Origin of the sequence: Kitasatospora aureofaciens, from assembly GCF_019192735.1 — a bacterium.
GTDB lineage: Bacteria > Actinomycetota > Actinomycetes > Streptomycetales > Streptomycetaceae > Kitasatospora > Kitasatospora aureofaciens_A.
The window spans coordinates 31,223-56,079 of record NZ_JAHTKP010000050.1 but is presented as its reverse complement, the minus strand read 5'-3'; the positions used below and the strand labels follow the sequence as shown (position 1 = coordinate 56,079).

The following is a 24,857-nucleotide window of genomic DNA, read 5'->3' as shown; positions in this document are numbered from 1 at the left end:
TTCCGAACCCGGAAGCTAAGCCTCACAGCGCCGATGGTACTGCAGGGGGGACCCTGTGGGAGAGTAGGACGCCGCCGAACAATCATTCCGAAGAACCCCCATCCGATTCCGGATGGGGGTTCTTTGCGTTTCCGGTACGCCGGCACTTCGCTATGCCACGGCGTTCAACGGCGTTCGCAGGAACGCAGGAACGGGAAATTGACAGGGCCCCGAGAAGGGGCTGCAAGGGCCCTCTCGGACATCCTGAGACGGCCGCGGAGGGGGGGCTGCAGCCGTCGCCCCCGAAGCCCGTCAGATACGACAAAGGGCACCTCAATCGAGGTGCCCTTTCGTCTTTTCGGGGAGTTCTGAGAGGGGGTTCTCAGAGGCGGCCGGCTGCCTTCAGGGCCAGGTAGGTGTCGGCGAGGGCGGGGGCGAGCTTGGCGGGTGAAGCGTCGAGGACGGTGACGCCGTGGCGGGTGAGGCGGTCGGCGGTGTGGCGGCGGTCGGCGCGGGTCTGTTCGGCGGCGGCGGCGCCGTAGACAGCCTCGACGGTGCCGCGGCCGGCGGCGAGTTCGTCGAGGTACGGGTCGGCGACCGAGGCCAGGACGACCTCGTGGCGCTTGACGAGCTGGGGGAGCAGCGGGAGCAGGCCGTCTTCGACGGGGCCGGCGTCGAGGCCGGTGAGCAGGACGATGAGGGATCGGTGCGGCGCCATTTTCAGTGCGGTGGCGACCAGCGCGCGCATGTCGGTCTCGTAGAGCGCGGGCTCCAGGAGGGCCATCGCGTTGGTGAACGCGGGCAGGATCTCGCTGGGGGAGCGGCCGGCCACCGAGGCGCGCTGGCGGAGGTCGTGGGCGAGCAGGTCGACGCGGTCGCCGGCGCGGGTGGCGAGGGCGGTGAGCAGCAGGGCGGCGTCGAGGGAGGCGTCGAGGCGGGGAGCGTCGCCGACCCGGCCGGCGGAGGTGCGGCCGGTGTCGAGGACGACGAGGATGTGCCGGTCGCGTTCGGGGCGCCAGGTGCGGACGGCGACGGTGTGCCGGCGGGCGCTGGCGCGCCAGTCGATGGAGCGGACGTCGTCGCCGGGCAGGTATTCGCGCAGGGAGTCGAACTCGGTGCCCTGGCCGCGGGTCAGCACCGAGGTGCGGCCGTCGAGTTCACGCAGTCGGGCGAGTCGGGAGGGCAGGTGTTTCCGGCTGGCGAACGGCGGCAGCGCGCGGACCGTCCAGGGGGCGAGGTGCGAGCCCTGACGGCCGGCCAGGCCGAGCGGGCCGAGCGAACGGATCGTCACCTTGTGCGCGTGGTGGTCGCCGCGGCGCGTCGGGGTGAGCACGGTGGTGGCGCGGCGCCGTTCGCCGCCGGGGATGTGCAGGGTGTGCCGGGAGGCGGTGCCGGCGGTGCCGGGCCGCCAGGCGGACGGGGCCCAGGCGTCGCGGAGTTGGGCGCGGAGGAGGCGTCCGGACGGGTTGGTGACGGTCAGTTCGACCGGCGCGGGCTCGCCGAGCCGGACCGTGGTGGTGCCGCCCCGGCCGAGCCAGAGGCTGCGGACGGGGGCGGCGAGCACCAGGTCGACGACGACGGCGAGCAGGACGGCGCCGGTGACGGCGCCGATCCCGGCCCAGGACGGCAGCAACAGGCCCACGACGAGCGCGCCGAGCGCGGCGATCAGGGCGGTTCGCCCGGTGAGGGCCATGCGGTGCGCTCCTTCGGGTCCCCGGAAGGGGTGCGGTGGGTCAGCGGGGGGCGGGCGTCTGGGCGAGGACGGCCTGGATGACGGAGTCGGCGGTGACGCCCTCCATCTCGGCCTCGGCGCGCAGCGCGACGCGGTGCCGCAGGGTGGGCAGGGCGAGTGCCTTGACGTCGTCCGGGGTGACGTAGTCGCGGCCGGCCAGCCAGGCCCACGCGCGGGAGGCGGCGAGCAGGGCGGTGGCGCCGCGCGGGGAGACGCCGATGGAGAGCGACGGGGACTGCCGGGTGGCCCGGCAGAGGTCGACGATGTAGGCGAGGACCTCGGGCGAGACGGTCAGCTGGGCGATCTGCTCGCGGGCGGCGGTGAGGTGCTCGGGCCCGGCGACCGGGCGGACGCCGGCGGCGGCGAGGTCGCGCGGGTCGAAGCCGGCGGCGTGCCGGGAGAGGACCTGGAACTCCTGGTCGCGGTCGGGCAGCGGCAGGATCAGCTTGAGCAGGAAGCGGTCGAGCTGGGCCTCGGGCAGCGGGTAGGTGCCCTCGTACTCGACCGGGTTCTGCGTCGCGGCGACCAGGAACGGGACGGGCAGCGCGCGCGGCTCGCCGTCCACGGTGACCTGGTGCTCCTCCATGGCCTCCAGCAGGGCGGCCTGGGTCTTCGGTGGGGTGCGGTTGATCTCGTCGGCGAGCAGCAGGTTGGTGAAGACCGGGCCGGGCTGGAACGAGAACTCGGCGGTGCGGGCGTCGTAGACGAGGGAGCCGGTGACGTCGCCGGGCATCAGGTCGGGGGTGAACTGGATGCGCTTGGTCTCCAGGCTGAGCGCGGTGGAGAGGGTGCGGACCAGCAGGGTCTTGGCGACGCCGGGGACGCCCTCCAGCAGCACGTGGCCGCCGCAGAGCAGCGCCACGACGAGGCCGGTGACGGCGGCGTCCTGGCCGACCACGGCCTTGCCGATCTCCGCGCGCAGGGCGGTGAGCGCCTGGCGCGGGTCGGTGGTGGTGCCGGGGGTGGCGGGTGCCGTGCCGGGGGTGATGCGGAGCTGGGCGGTGGCCTGTTCGGTCACGGCTTCCGTACCTGCCTTTCGAGGGCGTCGAGGTCGTCGGCGAGCCGCAGCAGCGCGGCGTCGTCGGTCGGGTCGGGGCCGTAGAGGAGGGCCCGTACGTCGCCGGCGGTGCGCGCGGCGAGGCGGTCGGCGACGGCTGCGCATAGTGCGTCGGGGGCGGGTGCGCCGGCGTTGAGCGGGACGCCCAGGGCGGGGGCGAGGCGGTGGGCGGCGGCGCGGCGCAGGGCCTGGGCGGCGCGGCCGCGGGCCTTGGCGCGGCGGTAGAGCCGGGCACGGCCCTCGGTGGTCTCGGCGGCGCGGACCACCACGGGCAGGTTCTCGCTGATCACCGGGCCGAGCCGGCGGGCGCGCCAGAGGGCGGCCAGGGCGGCGGCGACGGCGAGTTGCACGGTGGCCCAGTGCCAGCCGGCCGGGATGAGGTCGGAGAGCGTCCGGGTGCGGGTGGTCTCGGCGACCGGCGAGCCGTAGTCCGGCAGGTGCCAGGTGAGGTGCGGCTGGGAGCCGAGCAGGCCGAGAGCGAGGGAGGCGTCGCCGTCGTTGGCAAGCTCCTGGTTCTGGAGGAGCTCGCCGCTGCCGAGCACGATCACGTCGCCGCTCCCGGTGGGGGCGCTGACCAGCGGGTAGGCGTGGCTGCGCGGGTAGCAGCCCTCGCCGCGGCTGCCGCTGGTGTAGAGCAGTCCGCCGAGGTGGGCGCTGCCGGCCCGGGTGGCCTCGGGGAGCGAGCACTGCGGTTCGGTGGAGCGGACGGTGGCGTACGCCGGGGTGCTGCGCTCCTCGGCGGGGCGGACGCCGGGGACGAGCGCGCTGAGCGCGGCCGGGCCGGGGGCGATGAGGACCAGCCGGGTGTGCCGGGCGGCGGCGACGGCGCGCAGCTCGTCGGCGCTGAGCAGGTCGGGCTCGGGGAGCACGAGGGTGTCGGCGCCGGTGGGGCGGGCGGTGGCGTCGGTGGTGAGGGTGGCGTTGACGCCGCGCTGTTCGAGCAGGGCGACGACGGCGTGGGCGCCGTCCTGGTCGTACGAGCGCGGGTCGAGGGGCGGGTAGCGGCGGTCCTGGCTGAGGCCTGCCACGACGACGGCGCCGAGCAGGACGAACGCGACGGCGGCCAGGTACCAGCGGGCGCGGCGCCAGAGGCCGCGGCCGGTGGGGGCCAGGCTGCTGGGGGCCGGGGTGCCGGGGCCGGCGGCCATGGGCTCCTGGGTGCCAGGCGTGGCGGGTGCGGTGCTGGTCATGCCGCCCCTTCCGAGGCCGGGGCGAGGGCCGGGCGGGTGCGCTCCAGGGCCTTGTCGAGGTCGCGCAGCGACTCGTACGCGGCCCGGTCGGCGGTGCGCTCGCCGAAGGCGATGTCGTCGAAGGCGCGGGCGGCGGCGGCCAGCGCGGCGGCGTGCTCGGGCAGGGCCCGGCCGGCCTTGGCGGCGGCCTCGTCGGCGGTGCGGCCGGGGCGGACGTCGAGCAGGGTGCGCTCCTCCAGGGCCCGGACCAGGGCGCGCATCTGCTCGCGGACGGCGTCGGCCCAGCGCCCGGCGTCGGCGTGCCGTTCGGCGTCCGCGCGGTGCTGGTCGGCGCTGCGCGGCCCGTCGGTGCCGTAGACGCCGAGGACGGTGCGGGCGGCCCGCTTGGGCGCGCCGAGCCGCCACCAGACCGCGGCGGCGATCAGGACGGCCACGACCAGGAAGAAGATCAGTCCGGTGGTGCCGTTGGTGCCGCCACCGGCGACGGTGTCGAGCGCATCGGTGAAGCGCTCGTTCAGCCAGTCCATGACCCGCTGCACGAGGCTCGGGTCGTGCCGGTGGTAGTCGGCGTTGAGCAGCTCGTCGCGGGCGGCGTCGCGCGCCGGGTCACGTGGGACGGTGACCGGGGCGCCACCCGCGGCGAGGAGCCTGTCCCCCCAGGTGGGCATCCGGGTCAGAGCCTCGTCGGGTCGGGGCCGGGCCGGCCGCTCCACCCGGTGCCGCCGTACTCGGGCAGGCCGGCGGCGCGGGCGAGCTCGATGTCCAGGGCCTCGCGGCGGATCCGCTGGTCGACGTAGAGCAGCACGCCGATGCCCGCGGAAAAGGGGACGGTGATGGTGGCGGCGATGACCCCGGCGATGGCCGCGGCGATCAGCATCGTCATGGGGACCGTGGTCTCGCCGCCGCTCGCGGCCTGCCGCTGGAGGTCGCCGAAGCCGACCACCAGGCCGATCACGGTGAACGGGATCGCGATGACGAACGAGACGATGAAGGAGATCAGCTTGCTGAGCAGGTTGATGCCGAAGATCCGCCACCACGCGCCGCGGACCAGCCGGCGGGAGCGGGACAGCGCCGTGATGACGCCCTGCTTCTCCAGCATCAGGGCGGGCGCGGCGAGGCTGAGCTGGATCCAGAGCCAGGCGCCGACCGGGAGGCTGAGCAGTCCGACGATCACCAGCAGGCCGACGATCGCGGGCGACTTCGCGCCGGCCATCTCGTAGCCGATCAGCGGGGCGAAGCCGAGCAGGACGACACCGCCGGTGATCAGGCCGGTCAGCAGGCTCAGCCCGAGCAGCTGGAGCAGCCGGGGGCCGGAGTCGCGCCAGGCCTCCCGGAGCGTCACGGACTGTCCGAGGATGGCGCGGCTGACGACCACGGTCAGCAGCGCGCTCGCGATGACGCCGAGCAGCAGGTCGAGGGGCATCCGGGCCAGGGCGACCACGACCGTGGTGAAGTCGCCGGTCTTGCCGCCGATCAGCAGCTCGGCGCCGATGCCGCCGGCCTGCTGGAGCACGGCGATGCCCAGCGAGAGGCCGAGCGCGGTGCGCCAGTGCTTGCGGATGGTGGCGACGGAGCCGTCGAGGAGTTCGCCGAGGCCGAGCGGACGCAGCGGGATGATGCCGGGCTTGGGGCTCGGCGGCGGCCCCCAGCCGTAGGGCGCCTGGCCGTACGGTCCGTACGGGCCCTGCGGGCCGGGCGGCGGGCCGCCCCAGCCGGGCCGGGCGGGCGGGACCTGCGGTCCGCCCCAGGCGGGGGGCGGGACGGGGGCGCCCTGGGGTGGTGCCGACTGCCCGGGCACGGCGGCGGGCGCGTCGGCCGGGGGCCGGGCGTCGTCGCGGGGCGGCTCGGACGAGCTGGGCGAGGCCCAGCCCGGAGTGTCGGTCATCACTGCTCCTCGGAGGGCGTCCTGGTGCACGGGTCCGGGTGGATCTTTCACCCGCGCGCAGCGCCCATCGTGCCATGGGGCGCCGACAGTCCCCAGGGGTATCCGGTTGCTGATCGGAAACGGGGGTGTCACGGGGGTCGGGGCGTGACTCCGGGACGGTTCGGAGGCGTTCGGTCGGGGCTTATTCGCCTGGTATGGCCGGAATTCACCGAAGAAGGGAGTTGGCCGTTATGGAGCATTGGCACTGCTGTGCGGCAGGTCACAATCCGGTAATGAGAGGATGGACGCATGAAGGGACGCGTCCTCGTCGTTGATGACGACTCCGCACTGGCCGAGATGCTCGGCATCGTGCTGCGTGGTGAGGGTTTTGAGCCGTTTTTCGTCGCGGATGGGGACAGGGCGCTAGCCGCGTTCCGGGAGACCAAGCCCGACCTGGTCCTGCTGGACCTGATGCTGCCCGGCAGGGACGGTATCGACGTCTGCCGGCAGATCCGGGCGGAGTCCGGCATCCCGATCGTCATGCTGACCGCGAAGACCGACACGGTCGACGTCGTGGTGGGCCTGGAGTCGGGTGCCGACGACTACGTCACCAAGCCGTTCAAGCCCAAGGAGCTGGTGGCCCGGGTGCGCGCCCGGCTGCGCCGCGCCGAGGAGCCGACCCCCGAGCAGCTGACCATAGGCGATCTGGTGATCGACGTGGCCGGCCACTCGGTGAAGCGGGACGGCCGGGGCATCCCGCTGACCCCGCTGGAGTTCGACCTGCTGGTCGCGCTGGCCCGCAAGCCCTGGCAGGTGTTCACCCGCGAGGTGCTGCTGGAGCAGGTCTGGGGCTACCGCCACGCGGCGGACACCCGGCTCGTCAACGTCCACGTGCAGCGCCTGCGGTCCAAGATCGAGAAGGATCCGGAGCGCCCCGAGATCGTGGTGACCGTCCGCGGCGTCGGCTACAAGGCCGGACCCAGCTGACGTGACGCACGAGGCTGACGCAGCCCCGTCGGGTTCCGCGACCGACGGGGCCGACGCCGTGCGCGGGGACGTGCTGAGTTCGACCACCCGCCGCCGGCGCGGCCCGGCGGCGATGCTCGCGCTGGCGACCCGTCAGCTGCGCCGTCCCACGCACCGCGTGACGGCGCTGTACCGCCGCTCGATCCAGCTGCGCGTGGTCGCGGTCTCCCTGCTGGCGTCCATCGCGGTCGTGCTGGTGCTCGGCGTGGTCGTGGTGGCGCAGGTGCGTACCGGCCTGCTGGACACCAAGCTGGCCTCCGCCCGCGAGCAGGCCAGGATCGGGTTCCAGGCCGAGCTGAAGAAGATCGACGAGGCCAAGGACCAGCGGCTGCGGGTCGGCGGTGCGTCGGACCCGAGCACCGACGAGATCGGCACCTGGCTGCTCCGGCAGGTCAACGACCTGGCGGCGAGCGGGCAGACGGTCTACTCGGTGATCGCGATGATGCCCGGCACCGGCCAGACCGTGATGCCGGACGCGGTCGGGTTCGGCCCGCGCTACTCGGGCGACATCCTGCCCAGCAGCGTCCCCGACACCCTGCGGGCCAAGCTGTACGCCGAGCCCGGCCAGATGTTCGACCAGCCGACCCGGATCCACCGCTCCGCCGAGAGCGGCGGGCACACCGAGCCCGGGCTGGCCCTCGGCATGCAGTTCGTCGGCCCGGCCGGCACCAGCTACCAGCTGTTCTACGTGTTCTCCTTCGGCCAGGAGACGGACACCCTCAACCTGATCACCGGCACCCTGGCGACCGCCGGCGTGTTCGTGGTGATCCTGATGGGCGGCATCGCCTGGGTCGTGGTGCGCCAGGTGGTCACCCCGGTCCGGATGGCCGCCGGCATCTCCGAGCGGCTCGCCGACGGGCACCTGGAAGAGCGGATGAAGGTCACCGGCACCGACGACATCGCCCGCCTCGGCGAGTCGTTCAACCGGATGGCCAACGCGCTGCAGGCACAGATCCGCCAGCTGGAGGAGCTGTCCCGGGTGCAGCGGCGCTTCGTCTCGGACGTCTCGCACGAGCTGCGCACCCCGCTGACCACGGTCCGGATGGCCGCCGACCTGATCTACGACAGCCGCGAGGACCTGGACCCGATGGCGGCCCGCTCGGCGGAGCTGCTCCAGGGCCAGCTGGACCGCTTCGAGTCGCTGCTCGCCGACCTGCTGGAGATCAGCCGCTTCGACGCCGGCGCCGCGATCCTGGACGCCGAGCCGGTGGACCTGCGCGAGATCGTCGCCCGCGTGGTGGAGGCCGCCGACCCGCTCGCCCAGGCCAAGGGCAGCGCCGTGGTGATCCGCGGCGACGGCGAGCCGGTGGTGGCCGAGGTGGACTCCCGCCGGATCGAGCGCATCCTGCGCAACCTGGTGGTCAACGCGCTGGAGCACGGCGAGGGCCGGGACGTCGTGGTCCGGCTGGGTTCGGCCGACGGCGCGGTCGCGGTCGGCGTGCGCGACTACGGCATCGGCCTCAAGCCGGGCGAGGCGTCCCGGGTGTTCCACCGCTTCTGGCGGGCCGACCCGTCCCGGGTGCGGACCACCGGCGGCACCGGCCTCGGCCTGTCCATCGCCGTCGAGGACGCGCACCTGCACGGCGGCTGGCTCCAGGCCTGGGGCGAGCCCGGCGGCGGCTCGCACTTCCGGCTCACCCTGCCGCGTACCCGCGGCGGCGAGATCAGCCGGGCACCGTTCCGGCTGGAGCCGGAGGACTCGCGCAACAACCGGGGCCTCGGCACCTACGGCACGCCGTACCGGCGGGCGATCAGCCCGGCCGGCGCGACCGCCCTGAGCGCCGCCGAGGAGCAGGCCGAGACGCCCGAAAGCACCGGCAACGGCTTCGGCAGCGGCCTCGGCGGGGTGCTGACCATCGGCCCCGGTCTGGCCAAGCAGCGGCTGCCCGAGGGCCCGCGCTCCGACCCGTCGGACGTGCGCACCGCGGGGGCCGGGTACGGTGCCACCGGCGCCCAGGTCATGGTGGACCCGACGCCCGGACGGCCGTCGGTGGCACAGCGCACGGCGGAGCCGGACCTGACGGGCGGCACGGACACGGAGGGGTCGCAGCGTGCGAAGGACGAGCAGCAGGATTGATCCGCGGCTCACGGCGGTGGCCGGCGGGGTGCTGGGCGCCCTGCTGGCCGGCGGCTGCGCGGCCATGCCGGACTCCGGCGGCATCACCAGGGTCGAGCTGTCGCAGGGGTCGTCCGACAAGAACCTGCAGGTGCGGGTCTTCCCGGTGGCACCCGCCAAGGGCGCCAAGCCGCGCGACCTGCTGGCCGGGTTCCTGGACGCGGTGACCGCCGACGAGAGCTACGACACCGCGCGCAAGTACCTCACCCCGGACGCCGCCGCGAACTGGAACCCGGACGCGGGCATCGAGGTGCTCTCCGCCACCCCCGCCATGCAGGCCGGCCAGGACGTCTCGGAGACGGACACCACGGTGTCCGCTTCCCTCACCGGACAGGTGGTCGCGAAGGTCGACGAGAAGCACTCGTACCGTCTGGTGGGGGGCCAGCGCACGGTCTCGTCCGACTTCACCTTCGTCCGGCAGAAGGACGGGGAGTGGCGGATCGACAAGCTGCCCTCCGGTCTGATCATGAACGAGACCAACTTCCGCAACAGCTACCGCCAGGTGGACCGGTTCTTCTACACGTCGGCCGACCCGTCGGCCGTCGGCGGGGCCGCCGCCCAGCAGGTGTTGATCGCCGACCCGATCTACCTGCGGCGCCGAATAGACCCGCTGACCTCGGCTGCCAAGGCCCTGGTCGGCGGGCCCTCGACCTGGCTCGCGCCGGTCGTCCAGACCGCCTTCCCGAACGGCGTCGGCGTCGACAAGGTCAGCGTCGACGACGGCCGGGTGGCCCACGTGCAGCTCGTCGGCACCGACCTCACCGAGGCGATGTCCTGCCGGCGGATGGCGACCCAGCTCTTCTACACCCTCGCCGACCAGGGCAAGGGCCAGGTCGAGAAGCTGGAGCTGAAGGGGCAGCGCGGCAGCTGCAACGCCAGCCGTAGCGACGCGCCGTTCACCGGCCCCGGCGCCCTGGTCGGCGCGGCCGGCGGGCAGCAGTACTTCCAGCGTGCCGACAACGGCATCCTGCTGCAGATCAACGACTCGTCGAACAACACCGTCCACGGCGTCCTCGGCAAGCCGCAGCCGGCCGGCAAGCAGCCGCTGGGCACCATCGCGGTCCGCCGGGACGGCTCGCAGGCCGCCGCGATCAGCCGCGACGGCCACCAGCTCTGGTCGGTGCCGCTGTCCGACAGCGCGGTCGCCATGCCCGAGCCGGTGCTCACCTCGGCGGTGCGCTCCGGCGAGGACGGGCTCACCTCGCCCAGCTGGGACGGCCGCGGCGACCTCTGGGTCGTGGACCGCAACCCGGACGCCCCGCGCGTGGTGATGGTCCGCGGCAACAAGAGCTACACCGTGCCGGTCGAGGGCCCGGACGGTCAGAGCGTGAGCGTGCAGATGCTCAAGGTCTCCTCGGACGGGGCCCGGGCCGCCCTCGTGGTGAAGAACCAGGGCGGCGTCGGCCGGTCGCTGATGTTCGGGCTGGTCGAGCACGGCGGCACCCCGGAGGCGCCGACCGCGCGGATCACCGGGCTGCGCCCGGCCGCGCCCGCGCTCACCGACGTCTCCTCGCTGTCCTGGGCGGAGTCCGACCAGCTGCTCGTGCTCGGCAAGGAGGCCGACCGGCTCCCGCAGCTGCACTACATCAGCACCGACGGCTCGCAGAACACCGACGCCCCGCTGCAGAGCGGCGAGGGCATGGTCAGCGTCGCGGCCTCCGAGAACCGTGGGGACGTGCTGATCCAGGCGCCGCCGGTGCTCGCGCTCCAGAACGCGGACAGCAAGATCTACCGGCTGATCAGCAGTCAGTGGCGAGAGGTCACGCTGCCGGACCGAGCGAGCGCGTTCTTCTATCCCGGCTGATATCCCGGTCCCGGCTGATGTCCCGACAGAGCCCGGGCTGAACCGGCTTCAGGCGCTCCGGAGCGGTCCGGCCGCCGCGACGGTGGCCGCCGCCCGGGCCGGCAGGCCGGCTGCGGCCAGCGCCCGGGCGGCCTCGACGAGGCTGGCACCGGTCGTCACCAGGTCGTCCACCAGCACCGGCTGACGGCCCGCCAGGCCGCGCCGCGCGCGCGGCAGGACGGTGAGCGCACCGTGCAGGTTGCGCCGGCGCTCGGCCGCGGTCAGCCCGGCCTGGTCGGCGACCGGACGGGCGTGCCGCAGCAGCGGCGCGGCCCGGACGTCCAGACCGGCCCGGCGCAGCGAGCGGGCGGCGGCCGAGGCCAAACGGAGCGTCGGATCGTGGCCGCGGGCGCGGACGGCGGCCCGGGCCGACGGCATCGGCACCAGCAGCAGCGGCGCCCGCCCGGCGTGCGGGCCCAGGGCGGAGCGCACCGCCCGGCCGAGCGCCTCACCGAGCGGTCCGGCCAGTCGGAGGGCGCCGCGCTCCTTGTGGGCGAGCAGCAACTGCCGGACCGGATCGGTGTACAGGGCGGTCGCGTGCGCCCAGGGCAGCACGGTGGGGCCGGGCCGGGCGGTGGCCAGGATGTGCCGACACGCCGGGCAGAACTGGGTGCGGTCGGCGCCGCAGCCGGCGCAGCGGGCGGGCAGCAGGACGTCCAGCAGATCGGCCAGTGCGTGGCCGAACGGCCCTTTGGCGGAGGGCGGGCGGACGGGGTCGATGGTGGGTGGCACGGCTGTTCCTGGCGGCGGAGGCACGGAGAGTGAGCAAAGAATGCGCCGTACGGGGGGTGTTGTCCAGGTATTTACCCATGCTTCACTCGCAGGGAGGGTAGACAGGGTGCATCAGCTTGACCGTCCGCCCACCGCATCGGGTCGTCCTCACGTCCCTGCCTGGGGAGGCGAAAACCCCGGGTGAGGTGTTCGATAAGGCTCCAGGGGGTTTCAACCGTCCCTGGTGGGGAGGAAGTGAGGTGAGGGCCAGTCGTTTCCGCCGTTCGCGGCGGGGCGGGGGGCCGGCAGTGGATGGGCTGGTCCAGCTGGGTCTCAGCCCGATCCGGTAGCACCCGGATCGGCGTCAGCACGAGGGATCGGAGTTCTGCGTGGACATCGTCGTCAAGGGCCGCAAGACCGAGGTGCCCAAGAGGTTCCGCGAGCACGTGGCCGAGAAGCTGGAGAAGGTCCAGAAGTTCGACGGCAAGGTGATCAGCCTCGACGTCGAGGTGTCCAAGGAGCACAACCCGCGGCAGGCCGACCGGTCGGAGCGGGTGGAGATCACTCTCCGTACCCGTGGGCCGGTGATCCGGGCCGAAGCCGCCGCCGGGGACCCGTACGCGGCGCTCGACCTGGCCTCGGCGAAGCTCGACGCGCAGCTGCGCAAGTCCGCAGACCGGCGCCGGGTGCACAAGGGCGGCAACGGCCGCACCCCCATCAGCGTCGCCGAGGCGACCGCGGCCCTGGCCGGGCTGCCGGAGACGACGGCGCCGGAGGGTGAGACCAACGGGTCCGTCCGCAAGACCATGATGGGATCCCTGGAAGTGGAGGGCGAAGGCCCGCTGGTGGTCCGGGAGAAGACCCACCCGGCCGCCCCCATGGCGCTGGACCAGGCGCTCTACGAGATGGAGCTGGTCGGCCACGACTTCTACCTCTTCGTAGAGAAGGACAGCGGCCTGCCGAGCGTCGTCTACCGCCGGCACGGCTACCACTACGGTGTCATCCACCTGCAGCCCGACGCTGCCGCCGGTTCGGGCGGCGGTGCGGGCGGAGCGATCGGCGGGTCCGACGACGAGAACTGACCGTCCGAGCAGTGATCGGTGACCCCGGCGGCCGGTGCCGCCGGGGTCACCGGCGTTCCGAACACAGGGCGACCGTGGTGGCGGGCGGTGGCCGATTGGTCACCCAATGCGGGGGATTCGGCATCGGAGGGTGACCGCGGCGGCGCCGGGGCGTGGAATGATTGGCGCACGACGTCCTGCGAAGGGGGAGGAGCGGATGGGGGATCACTTCGGGCTGGGGCCCGCTACGGGGCCGGTCACCGGACTGTCACCGGGACCGGGGGAGGAGCCCGTGTACGCGCCGCGCCGGGGTGAGCCGATCCGCGTGCTGGTGGTGGACGACCACGCGCTGTTCCGCCGCGGGCTGGAGATCGTGCTCGCGGAGGAGCCGGACATCAAGGTCGTCGGCGAGGCGGGGGACGGCGCCGAGGCCGTGCTGAAGGCCGCCGACCTGCTGCCCGACATCATCCTGATGGATGTCCGGATGCCCCGCCGCAGCGGGATCGAGGCGTGCACCGCGATCAAGGACGTGGCGCCCAGCACCAAGATCATCATGCTGACGATAAGCGACGAGGAGGCCGACCTCTACGAGGCGATCAAGGCGGGCGCCACCGGCTACCTGCTGAAGGAGATCTCCACCGACGAGGTCGCCACCGCGATCCGCGCGGTCGCCGACGGGCAGTCGCAGATCAGCCCGTCGATGGCCTCCAAGCTGCTCACCGAGTTCAAGTCGATGATCCAGCGCCGCTCCGACGACCGGGACCTGGTGCCCGCGCCCCGGCTCACCGACCGGGAGCTGGAGGTCCTGAAGCTGGTGGCGACCGGGATGAACAACCGGGAGATCGCCAAGGAGCTGTTCATCAGCGAGAACACCGTGAAGAACCACGTGCGCAACATCCTGGAGAAGCTCCAACTGCACTCCCGGATGGAGGCCGTGGTCTACGCGATGCGCGAGAAGATCCTCGAAATAGGGTGACCGGGGCGGTTCACGCCGCGAGCAGCTTCTCCAGGGCCGGGCGCAGGCGCTCGTCGTGCAGCGCCTCGACCCGGACACCGTCGCAGCCCACCCAGGCGGCCGCCTCGCGCAGGGCCGTCGCCAGCGCCTCGACGTGCCGGGCGGCGGTCAGCGAGACCTGACGGGCGACCAGGGTGCGCCCCTCCCGGGCCGGGTCGACCCGGCCGACCAGCCGGCCGCCGCTGAGCAGCGGCATCGCGAAGTAGCCGTGCACCCGCTTGTGCTTGGGCGTGTAGGCCTCCAGCCGGTGCGTCATGCCGAAGATCCGCTCGGTGCGCGGGCGGTCCCAGACCAGCGAGTCGAACGGCGAGAGCAGCGTGGTGCGGTGGCGTCCGCGCGGGGTGGCGGCCAGGGCGGCCGGATCGGCCCAGGCCGGTGCCGCGGTGCCGTCCGGGCCCCAGCCGGCCACCTGGACCGGGACCAGGCCGGAGTCGGCGAGCACCGGGTCCAACTCCTCGGCGCGCAGCCGGTGGTAGTCCAGCAGGTCGGCCCGGGTGGCCACGCCGAGGGCGGCGCCGGCCTGCGCGACCAGGGTGCGCACGCACTCCTCGTCGGCGAGGTCCTGCCCGAACAGGGCGTCCGGGATGGCCTGTTCGGCGAGTGTGTAGACCCGCTTCCAGCTCCGGCGCTCGGTGCAGACCACGTCGCCGAAGGCCAGCGCCCGCTCGACCGCGATCTTGGTGTCGGACCAGTCCCACCACTCGGCGGTCTTCTTGGCACCGCCCAGCTCGGTGGAGGTCAACGGCCCCTCGGCGCGCAGCTTGTCGAGCACGTGCCGGTACGTCTCCGGCGTGATCTGCTGCCCCCAGACGTGGCCCCGGTCGCGGTACCGGCGGCGCCGGAACGCGAACAGCGGCCACTCCTCGACCGGCAGGATGCACGCCGCGTGCGACCAGTACTCGAAGCTCGTGGCGTGGCCCCAGTACGCCGTCTCGACGGCCGGGCGTCCGACCGCGCCGAGCCGGGCGTACGGGACCAGCTCGTGCGAGCGGGCCAGCACCGAGATGGTGTCCAGCTGGACGGCGCCCAGGTGCCGCAGCACCCCGCGCACCCCGGCCCGCCGGTTCGGCGCGCCGAGCAGGCCCTGGGCGCGCAGGGCGATCCGGCGGGCGTCGTCGGCGCTCAGGGCGGTGACGGGGGAGCTGTCGGCAGGCACGGCGGTCATGCCGGCGAGCGTAGTCCGGGGCGCTGACAGCCGGGCATTGACTGCGGGGCGCCGACAGCGGGGGGACCGACGGCGGGCTCAGCCCAGATCGGACGGGAGCATGGCGGCGACCCAGGAGTCGTGGAAGACGCCCCGCTGCTCGGCGTACGAGCGCAGGGTGCCCTCGAAGCGGTAGCCGACCCGCTCGGCGACCGCGCGCGAGCCGTCGTTGCCGACGTAGGCCAGCCACTGGAGTCGGCGGATCCCCAGGTCGGTGAGGGCCCAGCGGGCGACCTCGCGGGCCGCCTCGACGGTGTAGCCGCGGCCGCGCTGCTCCTTCACCGTCCACCAGCCGACGGACGCGGCGGTCGGCTCCGCCGCGAAGCGGCTGACCGCCTGGGTGCCGACCAGCTGCCCCGTCGCGCGATCGATGACGCACCAGATGAACTCGCTGCCCTCGCGCAGCCCCGCCGGGGCCAGCGTGCGGACGAAGAACTCCGCGTCCTCGCGCCGGTACGGGACCGGTACCACCGTCCAGCGCTGGATCTCCTCGTCCTGGCAGGCGGCGAAGATCGCGTCGATGTCCGATTCCTGCGGCGCCCGCAGGACGAGGCGGTCGGTCGTGAGGGTGACGGGCGCGGTGCGCAGCTCTTCCATGCCCGGATTATTCCGTGCAAAGAGGAGGGCGGACATCCGAATAATTCACCAACTCGACGGGCCGGCGACCGTTTTGCCCCGGTGGGCGGTGCTATCGGGCCATGTGCTCGCACGAGTGACACGGGAATAGCGTGCTGACGCACCTCCCGGGGCATTGGACTCCTCGCATACGATGGCCCGTGCGGTGGGGTGGACCCGCCGTGCAGTCGTCCAGTGCCAATACAGGCAAGGAGCCCGCTCAAGTGTCCGTCTTCGACAAGATCCTGCGCGCCGGCGAAGGCAAGATCCTTCGCAAGCTGCAGCGGATTGCTGCCCAGGTCAACTCCATCGAAGAGGACTTCGTCAACCTCACCGACGCCGAGCTGCGCGCGTTGACCGACGAGTACAAGCAGCGGCTCGCCGACGGCGAGTCCCTGGACGACATCCTCCCCGAGGCGTTCGCCACCGTCCGCGAGGCCGCCAAGCGCGTCCTCGGCCAGCGGCACTACGACGTCCAGCTCATGGGCGGCGCGGCGCTGCACTACGGCTACGTCGCCGAGATGCGCACCGGTGAGGGCAAGACCCTCGTCGGCACCCTGCCCGCGTACCTGAACGCGCTCACCGGCAAGGGCGTTCACCTGATCACCGTCAACGACTACCTCGCCGAGCGCGACTCGGAGTGGATGGGCCGGGTGCACCGCTTCCTCGGCCTCGAAGTCGGCGTGATCCTGGCCAACATGACGCCCGCCGAGCGCAAGCGCCAGTACGGGATGGACATCACGTACGGCACCAACAACGAGTTCGGCTTCGACTACCTGCGCGACAACATGGCCTGGTCGCAGGACGAACTCGTCCAGCGCGGCCACAACTTCGCGGTGGTCGACGAGGTCGACTCGATCCTCATCGACGAGGCCCGCACCCCGCTGATCATCTCCGGCCCGGCCGACCAGGCGACCAAGTGGTACGCCGACTTCGCCAAGCTGGTGCTGCGCCTGAAGATCGACCGCGACTACGAGGTCGACGAGAAGAAGCGCACCGTCGGCATCCTGGAGGAGGGCGTCACCCGGGTCGAGGACTACCTCGGCATCGACAACCTCTACGAGTCGGTGAACACCCCGCTCGTCGGCTTCCTGAACAACGCCATCAAGGCGAAGGAGCTGTACAAGGCGGACAAGGACTACGTCGTCATGAACGGCGAAGTCATGATCGTCGACGAGCACACCGGCCGTATCCTGGCCGGCCGCCGCTACAACGAGGGCATGCACCAGGCGATCGAGGCCAAGGAAGGGGTGGAGGTCCAGAACGAGAACCAGACCCTGGCCACCATCACCCTGCAGAACTTCTTCCGCCTCTACGACAAGCTGGCCGGCATGACCGGTACCGGCACCACCGAGGCCGCCGAGTTCCACCAGATCTACAAGCTCGGCGTCGTCCCGATCCCGACCAACAAGACCCCGCTGCGCATCGACCAGCCCGACCTGATCTACAAGTCGGAGCCGGCCAAGTTCGCCGCCGTGGTCGAGGACATCGCCGAGAAGCACGAGAAGGGCCAGCCGGTGCTGGTCGGCACCGTGTCGGTCGAGAAGTCCGAGTACCTGTCCCAGGAGCTGCGCAAGCGCGGCATCCCGCACGAGGTGCTGAACGCCAAGCACCACGAGCGCGAGGCGCAGATCGTCGCGCAGGCCGGCCGCAAGGGCGCCGTCACCGTCGCCACCAACATGGCCGGCCGCGGCACCGACATCATGCTCGGTGGCAACCCCGACCACCTCGCCGCCGCCGAGCTGGCGCAGCGCGGGCTGACCCCGACGGACACCCCGGACGAGTACGAGTCCGCCTTCCCGGCCGCGATGGAGAAGGCCAAGGCCTCGGTCAAGGCCGAGCAGAACGAGGTCAAGGAGGCCGGCGGCCTCTACGTCCTCGGCACCGAGCGGCACGAGTCCCGCCGCATCGACAACCAGCTGCGCGGCCGCTCCGGCCGTCAGGGCGACCCGGGCGAGTCCCGCTTCTACCTGTCGCTGGGCGACGACCTGATGCGCCTGTTCAAGGCCGGCATGGTCGAGCGCGTGCTCTCGATGGCCAACGTGCCCGAGGACGTGCCGATCGAGTCCAAGATGGTCACCCGCGCCATCGCCTCCGCGCAGACCCAGGTCGAGCAGCAGAACTTCGAGATCCGCAAGAACGTCCTGAAGTACGACGAGGTGCTGAACCGCCAGCGCGAGGTCATCTACGGCGAGCGCCGCCGCGTGCTGGAGGGCGAGGACCTGCAGGAGCAGGTCGGCCACTTCATGGACGACACCGTCGAGGCCTACGTCCGCGCGGCCACCGGCGAGGGCTTCGAGGACGACTGGGACCTGGAGAAGCTCTGGTCCGCGCTCAAGCAGCTCTACCCGGTCACCCTGGACCTGGAGGAGCTGGAGGAGGAGGTCGGCGGCTCCGCCGGGATGACTTCCGAGTTCCTGATCAAGGTCGTCCAGGAGGACATCCAGGCCCAGTACGGCGCCCGCGAGGACCAGCTCGGCGAGGAGATCATGCGCGAGCTGGAGCGCCGGGTCGTCCTGTCGGTGCTGGACCGCCGCTGGCGCGAGCACCTCTACGAGATGGACTACCTCCAGGAGGGCATCGGCCTGCGGGCCATGGCGCAGCGCGACCCGCTGATCGAGTACCAGCGCGAGGGCTTCGACATGTTCACCGCGATGATGGAGGGCATCAAGGAGGAGTCCGTCGGCTACCTGTTCAACCTGGAGGTCCAGGTCGAGCAGCAGGTCGAGGAGGTCCCGGTCGAGGACGCCGAGGTGCTGCTCGACAAGCTGGAGAAGGACGCCGCCCGCCCGGAGATCAAGGCCAAGGGCCTGGAGGCCCCGAAGCCGAAGCGGCTGCACTACACGGCCCCCTCGGAGGAGGTCGGCGGCGGTGTGGTCGAGGGCGACTTCGAGGACCTCGCGCCGGAGGACGAGGGCGACGGCATGACCCGTGCCGAGCGCCGCAAGGCCGCCAAGTCGGCCAAGGGCCGCCGCCGCAAGGGCTGAGGTTCCACGACGCTGCCGCACAGGGCGCCGCTCCCCGACGGGGGCGGCGCCCTGCGCCGTCATCGGGCCTCCACGGCGGTGCACTGCCACTGCCCGGCCGGGCCGCGCTGCTCCAGCCGGAAGGCCACCATGTGGTGCCGCCGCCCGAGGTCGACCCGGACGCAGGCCTCGACGGCGTCGGGCGAGGGCGATCGGTCGTGCACCGGGCCGAGTCGCGGGCGGACGGCGGCGCCGCCCCGCCGCAGCGCGCCGGCGCGGACCAGGGAGGCGAGCTGGCCGTAGCCGTCCAGGCTGGTGTGCCGCATCAGCTGGCCGGACGGCCGGGCGCCGGTGAGCACCTCGACCAGCCGGTGCGCGAAGCGGGCGGCCAGGGCGCGGGCGTCGTGTCCGGGCGGCGTGCCGGGGCAGGTGGCGCGCGGGTGCCGGGGCTGACGTCCGGCGGGGTGCGGGGTGGCGCCGCGCAGGTGTCGGTGCGGGCGGGCGGCGAGCGGTGTGGTCACGGGTTGGTCCTCGGGTCGGTGGTGCGGGGCCGTCCGGGAGGTGGTCATGAGTGGCTCCCCGGGTGGTGGTGCGGGTACGACGGGTCCCTTGGTAGCGGGGCGCGGGTGGGGGCGGCAAGGGCTTTCCGGGGTGGCGGCGAGTGGGTCCCGAAGTTCACCTATCCGGGTGAATGGGCCGTTGTGGCACAGGAAGCCCGGCCGGTTCCGTAGGCGCGCGGTTGACGTGCGGGGACGGGCCGGACGGCACGAAAGGGGACGGTCCGGTTCGGCGGACCGGGTGGTACCCGGCCAGGGCCGCGTTGCGCCGGTCGGCCGTCGGCGCGCACGATCGGAACCTGACCGGTAACCGCAGGAGCGGCCACGACGCTCCACGACGACAGGCGGCCGGCATGACGACACGGGCAGCAGCGGCGGACGCCCCGGCCGCGGCGGGCGCCGCCCGGGGTACGCCCCGGCGAGGCCTGGTGCTGGGCGGCGGCGGGATGCTCGGCGCGGCCTGGACGGTCGGCGCGCTGTGCGCCGTCGAGGAGGCGACCGGCCGGCCGCCGGGCGACGCCGACGTGCTCCTCGGCACCTCGGCGGGCTCGATCCTCGGCGCGCTGATGGCCGCCGGGGTGCGCGCCGAGCAGCTGCGCGACCACCAGCGCGGCCTGCCGATCACCGACGGCCCGCTGGCCGGGGTGGCCTTCGACTACGACTCGGCCGTGGGCGGCGCCCTCCCACCGCGCCCGCGGGCCGGGATCGGCTCGCCCGACCTGTTGCGGGACGCCGTCCGGCACCCGCGCGAGTACCCGCTGCTGACCATGGTGTCGGCGGTGGCGCCGCACGGCCGCGGCTCGCTGGCCCCGGTCGGCGAGCTGGTCCGCGGCCTGCTCGGCCCGGGCAGCTGGCCGGCGGGCTGCGCGCTGCGGGTGGCGGCGGTGGACTACCGCAGCGGCCGCCGGACGGTCTTCGGCGACCCGGACGCCCCGGCCGTCGCGATCGCCGACGCCGTGATGGCCTCCTGCGCGATCCCGGGCTGGTTCGCGCCCGTCCGCCTGAACGGTTCGGCGTACGTGGACGGCGGCTGCTGGTCGGCCACCAACGCCGACCTGCTGCTCGGCCGGGGCCTGGACGAGGTGTACGTCCTCGCCCCGATGGCCCTGCGGCTGCACCCCCGGACGGACCGCCCCGCGCACGGCAACCTCGCCGCAGTGCGCGAGTGGCGCGCCCGGGACCGTCCGCGCGGGGTGCTGGCCCAGCTGGTCAGCCGTTACCGCCGCGCGGTGACCCGGCAGCTGCTGCGCGAGGCTGCCCTGCTGCGGGCCGAGGGCGTCCGCGTGCGGCTGCTCGCGCCGACGCCGGCGGACCTGGCCGCGATGGGCCCGAACATGATGGACCCGGCCCGTCGGGGCGCCGTGCTGGAGAGCGCCCTGCGCACCAGCCGCGAGATGCTGGCGGCGGCCCGCTGATCCGGGCGGACGTGATCACGGACGGGCGTCCGGCGCTTATTCTTGGGGCGCTGGAAGCTGTGCCGCTGGACGAACCGGAGAGTGCCACCGATGCGCGTGTACGTGCCCACCACCCTGACCGGCCTGGCGGCGGCGCACCCGGGCGGCGCCCTGGAGCAGTCCGCGGCGTACGCGGTGACGCCCGCGCTGCGCGAGTGGTACGTCAGCGACGACATCGAGGAGCTGGAGTACGCGGCGCTGAACCGGGCCGCGCAGTCCTCCCTGCGGCTGCTCGCCGCCGACCCGGAGGCGCCGCGCCGCCGGGTCGTGGTGGCGCTGGACGTGGCCGACTCGGCCGTCCGGCCGTTCCCCGGCGACGAGTACCAGGACCAGGCCTCGCTCGGCCGGGTAGTGCTGGCCGGTCCGGTGAAGCTGGCGAAGGCGGCGGCGGTGCACGCGGACGTCGCCGACGACGAGGTGGTCGGCGACGTGACGGCGGCCGTGGCCGCGGTGGCCGCCGCCGACGCGGGCGACCAGGACGCCCAGTTCACCGTGGACGGCGCCGAGGACCACGACCTGCTCTGGTTCGCGACCCAGGAGATCCCGTCCCTGCTGGCGTGAGCGAGCGAAGCGAGCGAGCCATCGAGAGGGACGCGTGAGCCCATTACCGGCGTGAGCGAGCGAAGCGAGCGAGCCATCAAGAGGGGCGCATGGGCGAATGCCCCTGCCGAGCGGAGCGAAGCGGGCGCGTGAGCCCGGTCCTACCGGCCCGCCGGTGACCGGTGCCGAGCGGCACACAAGAATGCAGTCGGCGCGACTGTGACCTGGGGACTGCAATCTTCCGTGCGGTGATTCTTGGCGCTGCTGGCGCACGGAAGACTGCAGTGCGGCGGTCTTCGCTCTGGCCTGTGCTCAGTAGCGGTTACGGAGCGTGTTCTGGGTCGGGCACGTGACTCGGGCCGGTTCAGGGATCTTCTTCCAGGAGTTCGAAGCCGGGGCCTCGCACCTTCGCAACCGCCTCCAGCTCGCTCGCGTTGACGAACGCCACGCTCTCCGGACGGGACACCGACGTGAGCGTCTTCACCGAGTACGTCGACTGGGTCGCCTCGCGGGACGCGCAGTACCGGACCGGGCTGCCGATCACGGACGCCGAGGCGGGCGACCTGGTGGCGGGACGGTTGAGCCCGCACCGGGTCAGGGCCCTCGGTCGGGGTCGCCGCTATCTGCAGAGCGACTGGCCGAGCGAGGCCGACGAGCCGTCCGTGTACTGGGACAGCGGCGTGTTCGAGGTGCGCGAGGGCTACTGACCCGGCCGACTCCGCGCGCCGGAAGTCAACAGAGCCCGTGCCGCCGTCCAGCGGCAGTGCGACCGACCGACCTCCACCCGCGCCGGCGGCGCAGGACAGCTCCTCGGCAATGGCGGGTGCTACCACTTGGCCCAGGGGAGGTTCCAGCCGCTGAGGCCGTTGTCGGGGGCGACGGTCTTCTCCTTGGTGTTCACGACCGTGACGACGTCGCCGATCAGCGAGCTGTTGAAGAACGACCCTGCGGGGGAGGTGTCGCGGCCGCCCTCCACGTCCTTGAGCGCGACGCAGCCGTGGCTGGTGTTGGCCTTGCCGAACGGGTCTCCCTTGTACCAGTAGTTCCCGTGGAGGTAGGTGCCGCTCCTCGTCAGCCGCATCGCGTGAGGGACGTCAGGGATGTTGTACTCATTGCCCAGGCCGACGGTCTGGGAGTTCATGTGGGTGACGTTCTCCTTGGACATGATGACCATGGTTCCGCCCCAGGAGGGGTGCTGGTCGTCGCCGAGGGTGGCCGGCACGGTGGTGGACTTGCCGTCCCGCACGATCGTGATCTGGTGCGTGGCGGCGTCCGCGGTGGTGACCTGGGAGCGGCCGATGGTGAACGGGTCGTCCTTGTCGACGTCGCCCCAGACGCCGGGGGCGACTTCGACGTCCTTCAGCCGGTAGTGGATGGTGACCTTGGTGTTCGGCTTCCAGTACTCCGCCGGGCGGAAGTCGATCCGGTTGTCGCCGAACCAGTGGCCCTTCACCTCGGTGCCGTTGTCCGTCTCGAAGGTGATGGCCTTGGCGACGGCGTCCTTGTTCACGATCTTGCTGCTGAAGTCCACCTTGACGATCATGCCCACGCCGTAGGTCTGGCCGTCGGCGATGTTGTCGTTGGTGGACACCTGCTTGCCGGGCGAGACGGTGGTGAAGGCGCTGGTGACCGCGGAGACCAGACCGTCGGCGTCCTTCGCCTGGGCGTTCACCGTGTACGCCGTGCCGGGGGCGAGCGCGGTGGCGGGCTTCCAGCCGGTGCCGTCCGGGGTGATCGAGCCCTGGACGGGCTTGCCGTCCTTGTCGGTCACGTCGACGGCGGTGAGTTTGCCGTGGGAGACGGACACCTGGAGCGCGGTCGGTGCGACTGCCTGGGCCCCGTCCTTCGGCTGCACGTCCAGCACCGCGGTCGACGTCCTCGGCGTCGCTGCGGCAGCCGCCCCGCCGGGCGCGCCGGTGGCGGTGGCATCAGCGACCTTGTCCTGGCCGTCGCCGCAAGCCGCGGACATCAGCAGGACCCCGCCCATCGCCAGTGCCACCGCACCGCGGTGGAAACGGTCGTTGGTGCGTATCGCGGCCGGGGCCGTCCGAACAGTGCTCACAGTTGCTCCCTATCGGTGTTCGCCGTCAGCTTGTGTGCCGGTTCGTCCCGGCCGCAACGGTGGGCCGGCGATCAGGGATGCTGGGACACCTTTACCCTGTTTGAGCTGGGAAGACGTAACCTTCCTGGGACGCGCCAGCGGGGCGCTGGGAGGGCGCGGCCGGTGCCGCCGGTCCCCTTGAGGGGAACCGTGGGGCGGTCTGCCGCGTGCTTGTCTGCCGGAGGTCACGTCGGCCCGCGTCCCGGTGATCCGGCTGTCGGTGACGGCCGGAAGCCGGGGGTGCGATGACGGGGGCACGAGCAGGGGGAGGATCAGTGCCAGAGGGGATCGGGGAGTCGAGGGGGGAGGACGAGGTTGCGCGGCTGCTCCAGGAGCTGAAGAGCCGGTCGGGGCTCAGTTACGGTGCGCTGGCGAAGCGGCTGCACGTGAGCACGTCGGCCCTGCACCGCTACTGCAACGGCGATGTGATGCCGGTGGAGTTCGCCCCACTGGAGCGCCTCGCGCGGCTGTGCCGGGCGACACCGGAGGAACGCACCGAGCTCTACCGGTTGTGGGTCACCGCCCACGCGGCGCGGGGGAACCGGCAGGCGTCCGCCCCCGCCCCCGCGGCACCGGAGCCCCTCACGGCACCGGAACCGGAAGTTGAAGCGGTAGCCGAACCGGAAGCGCGGCCGGCCGCGGGAGGCGTCGCGGAGGACGGGACGGCCACCCCCGCGCGTACCTCCGCCGTGCCGACGCGGCGGCGCGTGCGCCGGGGTGTACTCGCCGCTGTCGCGGCTGCCGCGGTGCTCGCCGCCATCGGGGCTGTGGCCACAGGTGTCAAGACCCATCCGGGCGGTGACCCCGAGTCCGTTCCCGCCCCGGCGGCGGACGCCGGGCCGTCGGCCGGCTCCCCGGCCCCCGGCGCCACGCCGGTCGCCGCCGGCGCGAGCCAGTCGGGGCCGGCCGGCGCCGCCGACCGGGGTGCGAGTGCCCCGATTACCGTCGTGGTCCGCCCGTTCGGCCGGGACCCCGAGTGCGACCGGTACGTCGTCGACCGCCCGCCGTCGCAAGTCCCCCGGCCGCCTGCGGTGGTGGACATCCCCGCCTGGGTCTCCAAGGTCGGGGCGGTCCCCGGCCACTACCAGTCCATCGAGCTCACGGTGCAGGGCACTGGCAGCGACACCGTGGTGCTGACCGCGCTCAACGTCCGCATCGCCCGGATCGCGGCCCCGCTGGCCTGGAACGCCTACTCCGTGGGAGAGGGCTGCGGCGGCGGAGTCGGCGTCCACTCGTTCGACCTCGACCTGGACGCGGCCCGCCCCCGTCCGGTCGTGACCGAGGGCAGAACCGGCCTGCCGGTCAAGGTGAGCGAGCGGGACCCGGAGGTCATCGAGGTCACCGCCGAGACCACCTCTCACGACGTCAGCTGGTACCTGGAACTGGAGTGGTCCAGTGGCAACCGGAAGGGCACGCTGCCCATCGGTCTCGGCGACGGCATGCCGTTCCGCACCAGCGCGGTCAAGGGCCGGCCGCTGTACAGGTTCCCGAACGGCGGGAATGCCTGGGAGCCGAGTCCCTTCCAGGAGTGACGACCGCTCGGGGTCCCGCCAGCGGGGAATCGGAGCGGCCCGCGGGGTGTCCCCGCGGGCCGTTTTGTCCTTGAGTGCCTCCACGGGCAGCAGAGCACCTACCTGGCTGACGCCGTAGTTGTGGGCGATCTCCATCACAAACCGGGCAAGCTTCGTCGCTGCGGCTTCGGTTTCGGTGTCGATCCTTATCCACAGGCTGTGGGCAACAGACTGGTCGCTCCAGCCGCCTCCGCACCGGCCGAACGCTGATACCTCTTGGTCACTCACCGTGGTGATTAACCGGGTTACTGCACT

The 24,857-nt window shown here is 72.9% G+C and carries 20 protein-coding genes and 1 rRNA gene; 11 read left to right on the top strand and 10 right to left on the bottom strand.

Features of this window, described 5'->3' with window-relative positions; genetic code table 11:
* Positions 1-80: ribosomal RNA gene (rrf, locus tag KV557_RS32015) — 5S ribosomal RNA — on the top strand; the annotation flags it as partial.
* Positions 81-361: 281 nt separating this feature from the next.
* On the opposite strand, the gene KV557_RS32010 is transcribed toward rrf, so the two are convergent.
* From KV557_RS32010 to KV557_RS31990, 5 genes are read right to left on the bottom strand one after another with little or no spacing between them, the layout of a single operon-like run.
* Complete coding sequence (locus KV557_RS32010; RefSeq protein ID WP_218205050.1) at positions 362-1,672, bottom strand: DUF58 domain-containing protein; 1,311 nt, start codon at positions 1,670-1,672, stop codon at positions 362-364.
* Between the two features lie 40 nt (positions 1,673-1,712).
* Positions 1,713-2,699 carry an AAA family ATPase gene (locus KV557_RS32005; protein ID WP_218205057.1) on the bottom strand — a complete coding sequence of 329 codons (987 nt, stop codon included), beginning with the start codon at positions 2,697-2,699 and terminating at the stop codon, positions 1,713-1,715.
* A 26-nt stretch (positions 2,700-2,725) separates the two neighbouring features.
* On the bottom strand, positions 2,726-3,958 hold the full coding sequence (locus KV557_RS32000) for a DUF4350 domain-containing protein (protein ID WP_256178268.1): 1,233 nt from the start codon (positions 3,956-3,958) through the stop codon (positions 2,726-2,728).
* Complete coding sequence (locus tag KV557_RS31995) at positions 3,955-4,626, bottom strand: DUF4129 domain-containing protein (RefSeq protein WP_218205049.1); 672 nt, start codon at positions 4,624-4,626, stop codon at positions 3,955-3,957. Before KV557_RS31995 ends, KV557_RS32000 begins: the two co-directional genes overlap by 4 nt.
* Before the next feature lie 5 nt (positions 4,627-4,631).
* Positions 4,632-5,843: a DUF7544 domain-containing protein gene (locus tag KV557_RS31990; RefSeq protein ID WP_218205048.1), complete on the bottom strand. Its 1,212-nt coding sequence runs from the start codon at positions 5,841-5,843 to the stop codon at positions 4,632-4,634.
* Between the two features lie 288 nt (positions 5,844-6,131).
* Between KV557_RS31990 and mtrA the strand changes: the two genes are divergently transcribed.
* The 3 genes from mtrA to KV557_RS31975 are packed head-to-tail and all read left to right on the top strand — an operon-like array spanning position 6,132 to position 10,768.
* Complete coding sequence (gene mtrA / locus KV557_RS31985) at positions 6,132-6,809, top strand: MtrAB system response regulator MtrA (protein ID WP_030247322.1); 678 nt, start codon at positions 6,132-6,134, stop codon at positions 6,807-6,809.
* 1 nt (position 6,810) lies between these two features.
* Positions 6,811-8,925: an MtrAB system histidine kinase MtrB gene (gene mtrB, locus KV557_RS31980; RefSeq protein ID WP_374106700.1), complete on the top strand. Its 2,115-nt coding sequence runs from the start codon at positions 6,811-6,813 to the stop codon at positions 8,923-8,925.
* Complete coding sequence (locus KV557_RS31975) at positions 8,900-10,768, top strand: LpqB family beta-propeller domain-containing protein (protein WP_218205047.1); 1,869 nt, start codon at positions 8,900-8,902, stop codon at positions 10,766-10,768. Before mtrB ends, KV557_RS31975 begins: the two co-directional genes overlap by 26 nt.
* Before the next feature lie 48 nt (positions 10,769-10,816).
* Here the strand turns inward: KV557_RS31975 and KV557_RS31970 are convergent, their stop codons facing one another.
* Positions 10,817-11,539: a ComF family protein gene (locus KV557_RS31970; protein WP_308130177.1), complete on the bottom strand. Its 723-nt coding sequence runs from the start codon at positions 11,537-11,539 to the stop codon at positions 10,817-10,819.
* Positions 11,540-11,907: 368 nt separating this feature from the next.
* On the opposite strand from KV557_RS31970, the gene hpf reads away from it, so the two are divergent.
* The gene (gene hpf, locus KV557_RS31965; protein ID WP_218205046.1) at positions 11,908-12,600 is read left to right on the top strand and encodes a ribosome hibernation-promoting factor, HPF/YfiA family; all 693 of its coding nucleotides are present in this window, start codon (positions 11,908-11,910) and stop codon (positions 12,598-12,600) included.
* 196 nt (positions 12,601-12,796) lie between these two features.
* Positions 12,797-13,555, top strand: coding sequence for a response regulator (locus KV557_RS31960; protein WP_374106699.1), 759 nt, complete (start codon positions 12,797-12,799; stop codon positions 13,553-13,555).
* Between the two features lie 10 nt (positions 13,556-13,565).
* Here KV557_RS31960 and KV557_RS31955 read toward each other — a convergent pair whose 3' ends face one another.
* On the bottom strand, positions 13,566-14,759 hold the full coding sequence (locus KV557_RS31955) for a winged helix-turn-helix domain-containing protein (protein ID WP_218205045.1): 1,194 nt from the start codon (positions 14,757-14,759) through the stop codon (positions 13,566-13,568).
* Between the two features lie 78 nt (positions 14,760-14,837).
* Entirely contained in the window at positions 14,838-15,395 is a 558-nt protein-coding gene (locus KV557_RS31950; protein WP_218205044.1) for a GNAT family N-acetyltransferase, read from the bottom strand.
* Between the two features lie 242 nt (positions 15,396-15,637).
* On the opposite strand from KV557_RS31950, the gene secA reads away from it, so the two are divergent.
* Positions 15,638-18,400: a preprotein translocase subunit SecA gene (gene secA, locus KV557_RS31945; RefSeq protein ID WP_218205043.1), complete on the top strand. Its 2,763-nt coding sequence runs from the start codon at positions 15,638-15,640 to the stop codon at positions 18,398-18,400.
* Positions 18,401-18,459: 59 nt separating this feature from the next.
* Here the strand turns inward: secA and KV557_RS31940 are convergent, their stop codons facing one another.
* Positions 18,460-18,900 (bottom strand): Rv3235 family protein, encoded by a 441-nt coding sequence (locus tag KV557_RS31940; protein WP_218205042.1) that lies wholly within the window; start codon positions 18,898-18,900, stop codon positions 18,460-18,462.
* Positions 18,901-19,289: 389 nt separating this feature from the next.
* Between KV557_RS31940 and KV557_RS31935 the strand changes: the two genes are divergently transcribed.
* From KV557_RS31935 to KV557_RS31925, 3 genes are all read left to right on the top strand, one after another.
* A complete protein-coding gene (locus KV557_RS31935; RefSeq protein ID WP_218205041.1) occupies positions 19,290-20,351 on the top strand; it encodes a patatin-like phospholipase family protein in 1,062 nt (353 codons plus the stop codon).
* 90 nt (positions 20,352-20,441) lie between these two features.
* Positions 20,442-20,951: a DUF6912 family protein gene (locus tag KV557_RS31930; RefSeq protein ID WP_218205040.1), complete on the top strand. Its 510-nt coding sequence runs from the start codon at positions 20,442-20,444 to the stop codon at positions 20,949-20,951.
* A 413-nt stretch (positions 20,952-21,364) separates the two neighbouring features.
* Complete coding sequence (locus KV557_RS31925; RefSeq protein ID WP_218205039.1) at positions 21,365-21,637, top strand: hypothetical protein; 273 nt, start codon at positions 21,365-21,367, stop codon at positions 21,635-21,637.
* Between the two features lie 119 nt (positions 21,638-21,756).
* Here the strand turns inward: KV557_RS31925 and KV557_RS31920 are convergent, their stop codons facing one another.
* Positions 21,757-22,992 (bottom strand): L,D-transpeptidase, encoded by a 1,236-nt coding sequence (locus KV557_RS31920; protein WP_308130175.1) that lies wholly within the window; start codon positions 22,990-22,992, stop codon positions 21,757-21,759.
* Between the two features lie 314 nt (positions 22,993-23,306).
* Here KV557_RS31920 and KV557_RS31915 point away from each other — a divergent pair, with 314 nt between their 5' ends.
* The gene (locus tag KV557_RS31915) at positions 23,307-24,563 is read left to right on the top strand and encodes a transcriptional regulator (RefSeq protein ID WP_308130174.1); all 1,257 of its coding nucleotides are present in this window, start codon (positions 23,307-23,309) and stop codon (positions 24,561-24,563) included.
* Positions 24,564-24,857: the final 294 nt, after the last annotated feature.